The sequence below is a fragment of the Methanosarcina sp. A14 genome, from assembly GCF_001729375.1.
Lineage (GTDB): Archaea > Halobacteriota > Methanosarcinia > Methanosarcinales > Methanosarcinaceae > Methanosarcina > Methanosarcina barkeri.
In genome coordinates this window covers 1-11,961 of the sequence record NZ_LZPK01000058.1, presented here as the reverse complement: position 1 = coordinate 11,961, position 11,961 = coordinate 1, and the positions used below count along the sequence as shown (strand labels likewise).

General features: G+C 37.9%; 11 protein-coding genes. 3 read left to right on the top strand and 8 right to left on the bottom strand.

Features of this window, described 5'->3' with window-relative positions; translation table 11 throughout:
• Window positions 1-241: 241 nt before the first annotated feature.
• The 5 genes from A9239_RS03885 to mdh form a co-directional block, all read right to left on the bottom strand.
• Complete coding sequence (locus A9239_RS03885) at window positions 242-1,414, bottom strand: hypothetical protein (RefSeq protein WP_048121722.1); 1,173 nt, start codon at window positions 1,412-1,414, stop codon at window positions 242-244.
• A 209-nt stretch (window positions 1,415-1,623) separates the two neighbouring features.
• Window positions 1,624-2,577 carry a tyrosine--tRNA ligase gene (locus A9239_RS03880; RefSeq protein WP_048121720.1) on the bottom strand — a complete coding sequence of 318 codons (954 nt, stop codon included), beginning with the start codon at window positions 2,575-2,577 and terminating at the stop codon, window positions 1,624-1,626.
• A 38-nt stretch (window positions 2,578-2,615) separates the two neighbouring features.
• A complete protein-coding gene (locus A9239_RS03875) occupies window positions 2,616-3,347 on the bottom strand; it encodes a tRNA(His) guanylyltransferase Thg1 family protein (RefSeq protein WP_048121718.1) in 732 nt (243 codons plus the stop codon).
• A 17-nt stretch (window positions 3,348-3,364) separates the two neighbouring features.
• On the bottom strand, window positions 3,365-3,622 hold the full coding sequence (locus A9239_RS03870) for a PRC-barrel domain-containing protein (protein WP_011306735.1): 258 nt from the start codon (window positions 3,620-3,622) through the stop codon (window positions 3,365-3,367).
• Window positions 3,623-4,090: 468 nt separating this feature from the next.
• Entirely contained in the window at window positions 4,091-5,014 is a 924-nt protein-coding gene (gene mdh, locus A9239_RS03865; RefSeq protein WP_048121717.1) for a malate dehydrogenase, read from the bottom strand.
• A 230-nt stretch (window positions 5,015-5,244) separates the two neighbouring features.
• Between mdh and A9239_RS03860 the strand changes: the two genes are divergently transcribed.
• The 3 genes from A9239_RS03860 (at window position 5,245) to nrpRII (ending at window position 8,096) form a co-directional block, all read left to right on the top strand.
• Complete coding sequence (locus tag A9239_RS03860; protein ID WP_048121715.1) at window positions 5,245-5,994, top strand: ribonuclease H-like domain-containing protein; 750 nt, start codon at window positions 5,245-5,247, stop codon at window positions 5,992-5,994.
• A gap of 194 nt (window positions 5,995-6,188) precedes the next feature.
• The gene (locus tag A9239_RS03855) at window positions 6,189-6,929 is read left to right on the top strand and encodes a glucose-6-phosphate isomerase family protein (protein WP_048121713.1); all 741 of its coding nucleotides are present in this window, start codon (window positions 6,189-6,191) and stop codon (window positions 6,927-6,929) included.
• A 408-nt stretch (window positions 6,930-7,337) separates the two neighbouring features.
• Window positions 7,338-8,096, top strand: coding sequence for a global nitrogen regulator NrpRII (nrpRII, locus tag A9239_RS03850; RefSeq protein WP_048121711.1), 759 nt, complete (start codon window positions 7,338-7,340; stop codon window positions 8,094-8,096).
• Window positions 8,097-8,197: 101 nt separating this feature from the next.
• Here the strand turns inward: nrpRII and A9239_RS03845 are convergent, their stop codons facing one another.
• From A9239_RS03845 to A9239_RS03835, 3 genes are all read right to left on the bottom strand, one after another.
• Window positions 8,198-9,598, bottom strand: coding sequence for a DHH family phosphoesterase (locus A9239_RS03845; protein WP_048121709.1), 1,401 nt, complete (start codon window positions 9,596-9,598; stop codon window positions 8,198-8,200).
• Between the two features lie 63 nt (window positions 9,599-9,661).
• A complete protein-coding gene (locus tag A9239_RS03840) occupies window positions 9,662-10,144 on the bottom strand; it encodes a hypothetical protein (protein ID WP_048156232.1) in 483 nt (160 codons plus the stop codon).
• Window positions 10,145-10,768: 624 nt separating this feature from the next.
• Window positions 10,769-11,164, bottom strand: a complete 396-nt coding sequence (locus tag A9239_RS03835) for a DUF1699 family protein (protein ID WP_048121705.1) — start codon at window positions 11,162-11,164, stop codon at window positions 10,769-10,771.
• Window positions 11,165-11,961 lie beyond the last annotated feature (797 nt).

The window sequence follows — 11,961 nt, the reverse complement described above, 5'->3', positions numbered from 1 at the left end:
CTATCTGGTAGGTGGGGGATAAAAGCCGTCAACCTCACAATCTTCTACTGTTATTGAATCTGCAAACTTACTTGCATTTTGAAGTCTAATAGATTAGGACTTACGTAGTTGAACTGAAGAATCAGCAGTATTAAACCGTTAAATGTCTAAAGCATGACTTTAATCCACAATCTTTGACGTAATTGATTTTGGTCCTCAAGTGCGTAAGTCCTATCTCTAAAAATAAAGTGCAAGAAAAGTTTTAGACAATCAGGTATTTTTTATCTTTTATTTGAGTTCTGCTATCAACACCAAGTATTCCAGCAATCTCAATGCCTTCACTTCCGACCTCTGCCAGTTGGGTGTAGATTTCAGTCTTTGTTATATATTTCTCAGTCCGTGTGCCATCAGCTTTTTCCATTTTGATGGTTATCTCTTCTTTATTGTGTCCTTTTGCCAGGCATTCCTGTACGATTACTCCATACTGCTCTGCAATAACTTTCAGGCAATCGAAGATCTGATTGGTAGAAATGGCATCCTCTTCGTCAAGGAGGACTTTTGAAAGGTTGTAGGTGCGGATATTTGCCATGAAATAAGCCTGAATTTTTTCAGGAATTCTTGCCAGATTTTCCATATCAATGAAATCCCCAAGCTCTTTATCCGAGGTGATTTCCTTATCATCTTCATATACAAAATATCTGTGATCTCCGCCTTCAATTCTGAATTTCCTGTTTGCTTTTTTGTTTTCCAGGGCTATACGTATGTTTTTCTGAGTGTCATACTCTAGAAAAGTTACAAGAAATTCGGAAAGGTTCTGCATTTTTATTTTTTCTTCTTTTCTCAGGATGCCTGCCCGCGTCCATCCTGGCAGGCTTAAGCTTCCAAGTAGTTTTTCTACTGTCAGAGTCTCTTCTGTAAAAGTGAGTGTGTAATGATACTGCAAACCCGAGACCCAACCTTCCATTTCTCCTGAAATGCTATTTGTATTGATGGAAAGTTCAAATCTCTTTTCAGCTCCGTAAACTCCTGTGATTAAAAACCTGCTAAGAACTTCAAGTATATCTTCTTCAACTTTTTTATAATCCTCTGGAGTACCATCTTCTATTTTTGTATACTCAGCTTTGAGGATTTCTCTTCTTTTCCCGAGATTCTCGCTGCATGTTTGCAGGATTGCGTTAGTGCAGGGTATAATGTCCTCTATATCAACTTCATTTACCAATTTTCTGAGTAAAGTCTCAAGCTTCTCTTCAAAATAATTCATTCCTTCTATTCTACTCTTCAGTTCATGAAGCGTTTCTTTCTGCTTGCACTTTATTTCTATTATGGAGTTTTCCAGAGGGATTACTCGGGAAGTTATATCTAAAAAAGTTCTCAGATCCTCAATGAAATCCCGCTGTACAGGCAGTTCCGTAGAGTCCTGGTAAATATATTTCATAAAAGCACCCTGAATAGCTAGACGACCCTTTAAATATTCTATGATCTATAGCTATATAACATTTTATCCAGAAGCTTCTTTCATTTCTAAAATAAGTACCTTATTTTAAGCAACAAGTTTTACGTGAACCTATATCTTATACTTTGGATAAAGGTTCTATTCTTATTTTTTCTCTGAAGTGGCCGAGAAGAGCCCGGCCATCCCATAATTTAAAGCAGAACTTTCCTGACAGGGTCCAGAATCTCATTTATATACTTTGCGGCTGAATTTTTCAGATCCATTGGATGAACACTTTCTGCTGCAAAAGCATTTTCCATTTCTTCGTAACTCACATATGTTATATTTCCACCGAATTTCTCAGGTCTCTCTATGACAACAGTTTCGTATCTAGGAAATATATGGTAGCGGAAAAGAGCGAGAATTGGGTTTTCTTCCGTGTCTCCGATCTTACAGTACGCTTTCTTAAGCTTTTTATAGATCTCTTCTTCAGTGTCATCCACCGAAATAAAATTCTCCTTTGATGAAGCCATCTTGGTTCCATCTAATCCCAGAAGAATTGGAGTATGAATGCAGATTGGGGTTTCGAATCCTAGATTCTTTAGGTTTTCACGTGCAAGCATATGGATTTTTCTCTGGTCAATACCTCCAACTGCGATATCAACTCCGAGCAGAGCAATATCAATAGCCTGCATCAGTGGATATACCATCTGAGAAACGGTTGGGTCATCCATAGCACGCCCGACTTCATCCATGCTCCTGCGAGCCCTATTCAGAGTCACTGACCTTGAAAGTTTGAGAACATTTAACATGTACTCTGCTCCAAGCTGATAGTCAGACCCATAAACAAAATTAGTTTTTTCTTTGTCAAGCCCGAGGGCAATAAAGCAGCGCTTGTTATAGTCTGCAATCTTTCGGACTTCTTCAAGCGTACCTTTCCTATTAAGATAAGCATGCACGTCCGCAAGCAGGACAGTAATTTCGAATCCGGCTTTTTGGAGATCAATTAGTTTATTTACTGTAAGAACATGACCCATATGGATTTTTCCACTAGGTTCGTATCCGACGTAGGCACGTGGAGCTTTTTTTTTGTTAAGAAGCTCTTCAAGTTCTCCTTCAGTTACGATTTCCTGAACATTTCTTTTTATAAGGTCGAGTCTGTCCATTGCCTCTACATTCCTTTTATTTTCTTATTCTCAAAACCTTAATTCCTATTAATAAGTTTCTGTAAAAATGCCATGCCTTCTTCAGATTTAAAATTCGGGATTTCCCAGTTTTGAGTGACCCTTCTACGCAGAGATTTTGTCTCTTTGTCAAGTATGGGATTAAAGCCAGATATTTCGTATTCTTCTTTTGAAATAATAACTCCTCTCCTCTGCCAGGCAGGAAGAGTTGAAAGATTGATTCCTCTCTCAAAAAGCATTTCATGGATTTCCCATTCTTTTTTTCCTCTGAGACATTTCGAAGCCTCAACCTTACTTATTCCTTCATCCCTCAACGTATAATATCCCCAGGCTGACACAAAATTGCGCCAGGCTTCAAGTTGCCTCCAGTGAAAATACGCAGGAATCTCCTCTTTTTGAAGAACTACTATTCTAGAATCAAAAGCCACAGGTTTTTCAAGTTGCAAATTTATCGTAAGTGCACTTCCCAGAAAGCTTGCCGTGACAGAATCAATTTTTTCTACTCTTCCCTCAAAGGGAAGTTCCATAAAGAGAAAACTAACTTCATCCGAAAAAGTGTAAGCAAAGAGAGGGCTTAAACCACTTTTCTTAATAAAAAGTTCAGCAGTATCCGCCATTACCCTGGCGAAAGTTTGGTCATAGGGTTTTCCAAAGCCCAGGCCCCTAAGTGTATTTTTAAAATTCCTGCCGTCCGCGCGCACAACCACCGGAGGGATACAGCGCATCTCAGCATAAATTTCCCGGTCTTTCATGTACTTTTCAGATTAACTTAATCTTCTTTTCGCTTTTTGTATCTCTGGATAACATCTCTTACTATTATGATATCTGCTGCCGTTATAACCCATCTGTAAGGAATAATTACGCCCCTGGTAGTCAGGTCAAAAAGTTCCCTATTGATATCCGAAATAGCAAGCCCGGTAATTTTCTGATCTTCTATATCAATTACGAGATCCTGCAACTTCCCTACATAAACACCAGCGTTTGTGTACACGTTTAAACCAAAAAGTGATGTAAGTTCTGCGCGCATCATATCCCTGCTTTGTAAATTAATTTAAATCTTTATCCTAATCTTATATGAAAAACATACTTATATATCTTACAGTTTTGCTAACTTATGTCATCTCTAGTTTTATCTCACATTTTCAGGTAAAATGGAATCTTAATCATTATTATAATAAATCCCCTTATTTTAACTAGCGAGAGATAAAAATGGTCTCGTTTTGTTAAATTCTTTGTCCGATGTTTGAACTAAGAAGAGGGAGTTCTAAAAGTGTTAAGCTGTTTTTACTCTTGTTTACTCAAAGGCTACAGCTTACTTACCTTTTTCCTGCAACTGTCCAGAATGAGAAGATACCTTTTTGAGAATTTTTCTGGCTCACAGGTAAATTTTTGGGTTACCTGTGATCAGAACTCTTCAGTCTTTTATATAACCTTTCTTTTTATTCTGATTAATCCCCTTTGAATCTCAGTTTATCTCTTATTCCAGTTTATTTCTTTATACTTCTAGCTGTGAAATCGTGTTTCGAATAGTTTCTGAGGATTTTCTGAGAATCTCGTACTGGCTTTCTTCTAGCTTGAGTTCAAGGATTTCTTCTACTCCTGATGCCCCAAGCTTTACGGGTACACCGAAGTAAATACCTTCCTGCCCGTACTGTCCTTCAAGATAAGACGAAGCAGGCAAAATTCTCCTCGAATTTTTAATAACGGCTTCCGCCATTGAGACAATAGCCGCTGAAGGTGCGTAAAAAGCACTGCCCTGTTTAAGGAGCTCTACGATCTCTGCTCCTCCGTTTACTGTCCTCTCTACCAGCTTGGCAATTCTGTCCTCTGGAAGCAGGTCCGTGAGTGGAACTCCTGACACTGTTGTATATTGAGGAAGAGGCACCATCAGATCTCCATGACCACCTATAACCATTGCCTGAACATCTTTTTTCGAGCACTTCAGTTCTTCTGCAATAAAGCTTGCAAAACGTCCCGAATCCAGAACTCCGCTCATTCCGAATACTTTCTTTGTCTCAAATCCTGTTGATTTCATAGCTATGTACGTTATAATGTCAAGTGGATTTGTGACATTAATTACTACGGAGTCCGGAGCATACTTTGCAATATTTCTGGAAACCTCTGCTATTATTTTAGAATTTGTTTTAATCAGATCTTCCCTAGTCATTCCGGGTTTTCTTGCAATCCCTGCTGTAATTATTACAAGATCAGAGTCTACGATCTCTGCATAATCATTGGTCCCAATTATTGACGTATCATAACCTTTTATTGCCCCTGCTTGCATAAGGTCGAGGGCTTTTCCTTGCGGTAGTCCTTCCACAATATCCGTCATGACAATTTCGCCAAGTTCAAGTTCAGCTAGTCGCTGGACTGTAGTTGCCCCTACGTTTCCTGCACCAATCACGGAAATTTTAGCCATTAACTGCACACCTATATTATATAATTTATTTTGAATAGTTTTGGACTTTCCATCTTTAAAAATTTATCCTGTAACGTGACTCTTTATCATCTTTCAGCCACTATTGTTATATCTGTGTTCGCACTTTATACTATATCTAGTTCTTGAATTTGTTGTTTTTCTCTTTAGAACACTTCCAGTTTCATGCAGTATTTTTATTAAATATTACCCCCAATTGGTTCAGGGGAAATATGCTGAATAATACATACATTCATATTCCGGGTGTAGGAAAGGGCCTTGAACGAAAAATCTGGGCTCAAGGTATACATACTTGGAAAGAATTTCTTGAAATGGAAGACCGGATCTCTATACCTTCATCACGAAAGGCCAGAATTTGTGAAGGGGTGAGGATATCTTCTGAGCACCTTGCAGCAAAAGATCATTGTTTTTTCTCACAATGCCTTCCTTCTGCCGAGCACTGGAGGGCATATTCCTTATTTTCCGATTCTGCTGCATTTGTAGACATCGAAACAACGGGACTTTCTAAGTCCCGAGATGAAATAACTATTGTGGGAATCTACAACGGAAAAGAATCAAAAACGTATATAAAAGATATTAACCTTGATGACATTGTAGAAGAGTTCTCAAAATACAGGCTACTTGTATCCTTCAATGGTGCCCGTTTTGATTTACCTTTCATAAAATCCGAATTTCCCGAAATTGAGTTCAATCAGCTCCATATAGACCTTATGTACCCCTTAAGGCGAATAGGGTACAGTGGAGGTTTAAAAAACATTGAAAAACTACTCGGGATCACCCGAAGCGACGGTACTGAGGGCATAACAGGTTTTGATGCCGTGAGGCTCTGGAAAAAATATGAGAAAGGAGATCGTGAAGCTCTGGATACACTTATTAAATACAACAGAGAAGATACAGTTAATCTGAAAACTATTATAGAGCTTACTTACCCTAAAATGGTTGAAAATGCTCTGAATGCCTGAGAGGTATTATCTTTCAGGTTTCAAATAGCAAGAGGTAAAAAATCAGGCTGCAGTAGTATTTCCGTCAGTTACTTTATTATACTTATAGTGCTGTTCCTGATAGTCGACTCTGGTAATGTATTGGCGCCTTTATAGTAAATTCTTGTTTGTAATCTGAATATTAGCTATATGCTCTGGTAGGAAAGGGGAACTCGATGGAAGTTACAATGAAGTTCGGGGATAAAGTCTCTGTGGCAGATGTCCGAAGACTCCATGATATGGAAGATGTGGTGTTTGATAAGGAGTGGTTTGAAGAAACAGAGGTACGAAATCGGGATGTGTACTACATGTTCAGGGACCTTGCGAAAAGTGACTCTGAACTTGAAGCAATTAAAGCTCATCACCTGAGGTATGACATTACTGTAATTCCTCCCGCAATGCTTGGATCTGAATATATTAAAACTGTAGGCCACTACCATCCGCGTGTTCCAGGAACAAATGCCTACTATCCTGAAATTTATCAGGTACTTGAAGGTTCTGCTACTTATCTTCTGCAAAAGGTGAAAAGTGGAGAGGAAGATTTTGTTCTAGATGTCGTAGTCATAAAAGCAAAAAAAGGAGATTTAGTACTTGTTCCTCCTGGATACGGGCATGTGACTATAAACGCTTCCGATAAAACTCTCGAAATGGCAAACTGGGTTTGTCGCGACTTTTCCTCGGTTTATGAACCTATAAAAAGACTTTCCGGGGCTTCTTATTTCCTGCTTAAAGATGGTTATGTCAAAAATCCTCTTTACAGGAATACACCACCTATCCGCCATCTTGAACCCCTTGCATACGATAATCTAGGGCTCGGTTCCGGAGAATGTATGTATGAGCTTGTGCATAGAATTGAAAAACTGAGATTTTTAACGGCTCCACAGGATTTTACAGGATTCTTAACAGGAGTGTTCTGAGAAACAGGCTATTTTCCAGCTTAAACATACTGGACTTTTTTAGTTTTTCCTTTTTAAGTTCGTTCTCTCAGAAAACTTTTACTCTTATTTCCCGCCCTATAGTAATCCGGTTCTATGGGTAGGTGAGAGCGCAAAAAATAAGTGATAAAGGCTCAAAACATATATTATAATTATATTATGATCATTAGTACATAATTAGAGCACATAATTAATACATAACTTCTAATAAAAAACATATATTATAATTATATTATGATCATTAGTACATAATTAGAGAACATAGTTAATACATAACTTATAATAAAAAACATATATTATAGTTATATGGTTATTAGTACATAATTATAGCACATAATTAATACATAACTTATAATAAGTATAAATACCTTCAACTACTGGAGGTTCGAAATGCAAAAAAATGGATACCGTGTTCAATTTACATCATCCAGAATAAGAGATCTTATGTTCAGGACTACATTTGATCCTAAGATAATGGATGGAGATATCATTCTTAATCTTTCACTTATTGATAAAAAAGATCTGGACGATGTGCTTGGGATCTTCAAAATGGTAATCTCAAGCGGGCTTTCTGTGACTCCCTATGTTAAGATAGTCTCCGAGGGAGAATCTATAGGAGACCTGACTATCGAAAAAGGAAAGGTAGGTATCGGGACCGTATGCAGCATTACTATTGACGGTGTGCTTCTCAAGGCAGGAATTCCTGTAAACCCTAAACTTGGAGGAGTTGTTCAGATCCGAAACGGAGTTCCGGTTCGTTTCACTGATGTGCTGACCTATGTAAGTACGACTGTAGATCCGCTTGAAATCCTGATGTCACAGGGTATTACTTCTGTATCGGAAATGCTCAGAACAGGCTCAGGTAAGATTCTTGCAAATCTTAGGGAAGCTCCTATGGTTGCAAGAGATGAAATTGAAAGCTGCCTTTCTGACCTTCTGGATGCAGGCTTTAGTGGAATTTTGGAAGTTGGGGAGCCAAACACACGGGTTCTGGATGTTCCCATAGAGAGAGATCATCTCGGAATAGTCGTTATAGGAGGGACAAATCCTATGGCTGTTGTACAGGAATATGGAATTGACATAGATACCAGTGCAATGTCAAGACTAATCTCATTCAAAGAGATGAGCAGAATTGAAGATCTGGTTTAAGGCTCAATGGCAAATCCTATTATAAAATTTCTTTGTTTTTATTGAGCCTTTACCCACGACTTAGTTCAGTTTTTTAGAGTGTGTTTCAGAAGGCTAGTTCTTTACTTTGAATGTGCCTTTCTTTGCATTTGTTCTCCTATAAACAGATCCAGTTTTCTTGCAAACTCTTCCTTTTTACCATTGGGAATAGTTGCTCCTGCTGCAATATCGTGTCCGCCGCCTGCACCTCCAACTTCAGCCGATATCATTGACATTGCTTCCGAAAGGTTAACTCCTCTGCGAATCAGATCCTGTGTTCCCCTGGCTGATACTTTAATCCCTCCTTCGGCTTTTGCAAAAGCAATAATGGGAAGATTTCTGTTTTTAACCAGTGTGGAACTCATGCCTGCAATAATTCCCACGATAGTTTCTTTTATTTCCGAGCCAGCATCGAAGTACTGGATATTTTCAAGCTGAACGACTCCTTTTTCTTTAACATACATGAGCCCGTTAACAAGGTTCTGTCTATGTTCGGCAAGCAGTTTGCGGGCGTCCTCATAGCCTTTCTCTCTATCTCCCATGCAGACTGCAAGTCCTATCTCAGCATGGTCATAACGTGCAGTAGCATTAAGAAGGGTGGAAAACTCTGAAGCATCTCTCATTTCCGTACCTTCTTTTTCCCTTAGAAGAACATATACCTCACCTACCAGGCGCTCGATTTTATACGAAGGTATACCTGATTTCAGGCAATACTGGATGAGTCCTGAGACAACTTTCTGTTTTTCCGGGTCTTCAAGGTCAATCCAGCGCCTCCAGCGTTCATTCTGGTTGAAGCGAATGTTGAGAGTATGAAGAAACTCGATGCAAGCTTCTTCATTTCCTGTAAGTCCGGGAAGATAAGGGTCAGAGGAATATTGTATCAATTTATAAATCGGGCGGGTTTGCTTTCCGAATAGGGTCAGGTCCTTTTTGAACTGGAGAGTGCCTTCTTTAACTCCTTCTTCCAGAATTTCCCTGTTGATCCCGACAAGCTGCCCCATTTTCAGATGTTGCATGTCCCCAACTGCTCCTACTATGGCCAGCGAGGAAAGATCCTGATTTTTTCCAAGGGCTGAAGCCAGCAGGTAAGTACTTCCCGAGCCGCTCAGTTCATATGAGCCATTTGCTCCGAAAAGGTGAGGATTCAGATGAAATTGATAGCTTCCCTGAGGCTGGTGGTGGTCTGAGATCACTGCATGAATCCCGCGGGATTCTATTTGTTCGCACATCCCACTTCCCAGGTCCGTAAAAATGACAATATCATGATTTTCATCTGCGATGGTATCAAGAGCCTTTTCATCAAGCTGCTTGACAAAGCGTGTTGTATATTCAAAATTTCCGCGTTCAAGGGCAGTACAGATAATCCCTGCAGAAGTCAGCCCATCAGCATCAATATGGGAAACAACGTGGACTGATTTATACTTTTTAATCTCTTCGGCACACTTTGCCGCCTCTTTATAAAGTGCTTTCATTGTCTCAGACATTATTCTCTCCACGGTTTTCTACTTGCCTCAAGTTTAAGCGCTTTTTAAGCGCTTTTTCAAACTTTATTTTCTTTCCCACTCCATAGGGTCAACCCTATAATTTTTTCCTTCTCTTTTGATTTCTGGGAAACTCCGAATCTCCTGTAGCGTAAGTTTGAGATCTTTATCAAAGTATTTTTTTTTGAGCTCATTCCAGGGAATCATGTATGCTTCTCTACCGTGTCCGGTTCCCAGGCGAAGCTCCACTGCAAGAAAGCCACGTCTTCCTGATTTGTTTAGGTAGTTTGAAATTCTTTCTATCTGATGAATTCCATTTTTATCTACGGTAAAATGCTGAGAGAAGTAAAGTGCATTTGCTCCCTTGTCCACTGAGATGCTTTTGCATTCAATTCCCAGGTATAGATCTGGATTAAGAGAGTCCACAAGTACATCAAGAAACTGCGGAGTAAATCTATGTTGTTTAAGTCTATAGGAAATAGCTCTTATTCCGTTTTCTTCAATGTATGTATTAAATGAGTTTACAAGCATGTGTTCAAACTCGGTCATGAAATCCTGTTAAATCTTTTCGCTATCTTACTTAAGCTTTTTACTCAGGATGCCATTCTTTTTATCTGAGTGAACAGGAGCAGATACGTCATCCTGAATAAAGTTTCAGAATCAGGAAACTGTACTCATTATATCTGAAACTTCTATTGATCACCTAAAGCTAAACCCATTATCTTAAACCAATATCATGTATCTGAAACTAACATTGATTTTCTATAACTACTGTCAAATTACCTTGTCAAATTACCTATCAAATTACCTATCAAATTACCTATCAAATTACCTGTCAAATTACCTGTCAAACTAACTGCCAAACTAACTGTCAAGTTAACTGCCAAATTAACTGCTAAATTAACTGCCATCGGTCATGCCCAGGTTTTTAGCCGGGAATCTATAAAAGATAATTCTGGAGCCAATTATTTTGGAGTCCGGCAGGAAAATACGAAAGATTTCTCTCAGAGAGATTTCAGAGAAGTCTATTTAATAGTCAAAAAAGTTTGAACAGAATAATTGCTTTATCAGCGCGCTCAATTTGAGCAACGAATTTTATAAAAAAACAGATTTATAAAAAAACAGATGCCGATCAAGATGACCGGCTTATGTTATTTTTTATCAGTTAGATGATCAGTTAGACATAATGAAACTTACAAAGTCTGGGCTGAGTCTTGTTTCTCTTACGAGTTTCTCAACAGTATCTTCGTCGGAAAACCCTTCTTTCTTTAGTTCCTGTATGCGATCGAAAACACGTTGGGAGATTTCGGAGTACTCATTAATATCTTTTCTGTGTCCCCACACATCACCCTCAAGTAAAGAAATGTTCTGCATGGAAAGATACATCTGTGCGGAACTGGAAATTGTTTTCTTGTATGAGCTTGGGATGTGGATCGCTTTAACTTCTGGACACTTCAGGATGAGTTTAAAAATATCCTTGTTGGATGGTCTGAATGCAAGATGGATAATTTCCTCATCATTTTTTAAAGTGTCTATCTCTTCTTTTGAACTTACAACTCTAATTTTCATTTTTATCACCATTCTCTTCAGGCATTTTAAGGTGTTTTAGAGCCTTTTAGGGTTTCTTTTGGGTATTTTAGGGTTTCTCCCTCAGAGTCTCGTCAGAATTTTTCAGGATTGTTTAGAGTTCCTTAGAGTCTCTTCAGGGTTTCTTTAGATTTCAGGGTTTCAGGAGTCCTTTCAGAACTTGTAGGATCTTCAGGTCTCCTTAACATTTTTACATTTTCTGGAATTTACTTTAAGTTTTTATAATTTTTATGTTTATCGGATTTACTCAATTATTTGTTTTTTAATTTTTTGAATTTATCAGTTCTAAATTTCAGTTAGTTTTATTTTAAAAAACTCTTTGAAATTCTAGAGTTTACAAATCGTTTTTCAAAACCTAACATTTAAACTTAAGGTTTTTCCTATGTTACGAATGTATAGTATTTAATTTTTTACTAACGTTTTTTATCTTCTTTTTAATTCTTAACTTTTATTTTATAAAGTTGATCCTGGAAAAACTGACTTTTCTTCTCTTTTGGTTTAGTATAATCTATCAAATTCAAGTGCCTTTGTTCTTTAAAGCTAATTTCTTCTTGGAATTTTGAAAAGCAGTTAGCAAGATAAAGCCTTTACTCTTACCGTTATTTTGTACTTTACATTATTATTTTTTATATATAAGAAAACAGTTATACGATACCATACCATACTATTTAATATTTTTCTATATTCACAGTTAATATATTTAAAGTTAAGTTAGTAACAAGATTAAGTTAGTAACAGGATTAAGTTATAACAGGATTAAGTTAATGACAATATTCAGT

Coding starts and splice junctions, on each gene's coding strand:
- A9239_RS03840 (WP_048156232.1), bottom strand. CDS start 10,144: ATGACCGAGTTTGAACACATGCTTGTAAACTCATTTAATACATACATT.
- A9239_RS03845 (WP_048121709.1), bottom strand. CDS start 9,598: ATGTCTGAGACAATGAAAGCACTTTATAAAGAGGCGGCAAAGTGTGCC.
- A9239_RS03880 (WP_048121720.1), bottom strand. CDS start 2,577: ATGGACAGACTCGACCTTATAAAAAGAAATGTTCAGGAAATCGTAACT.
- A9239_RS03835 (WP_048121705.1), bottom strand. CDS start 11,164: ATGAAAATTAGAGTTGTAAGTTCAAAAGAAGAGATAGACACTTTAAAA.
- nrpRII (WP_048121711.1), top strand. CDS start 7,338: ATGCAAAAAAATGGATACCGTGTTCAATTTACATCATCCAGAATAAGA.
- A9239_RS03870 (WP_011306735.1), bottom strand. CDS start 3,622: ATGCGCGCAGAACTTACATCACTTTTTGGTTTAAACGTGTACACAAAC.
- mdh (WP_048121717.1), bottom strand. CDS start 5,014: ATGGCTAAAATTTCCGTGATTGGTGCAGGAAACGTAGGGGCAACTACA.
- A9239_RS03860 (WP_048121715.1), top strand. CDS start 5,245: ATGCTGAATAATACATACATTCATATTCCGGGTGTAGGAAAGGGCCTT.
- A9239_RS03885 (WP_048121722.1), bottom strand. CDS start 1,414: ATGAAATATATTTACCAGGACTCTACGGAACTGCCTGTACAGCGGGAT.
- A9239_RS03875 (WP_048121718.1), bottom strand. CDS start 3,347: ATGAAAGACCGGGAAATTTATGCTGAGATGCGCTGTATCCCTCCGGTG.
- A9239_RS03855 (WP_048121713.1), top strand. CDS start 6,189: ATGGAAGTTACAATGAAGTTCGGGGATAAAGTCTCTGTGGCAGATGTC.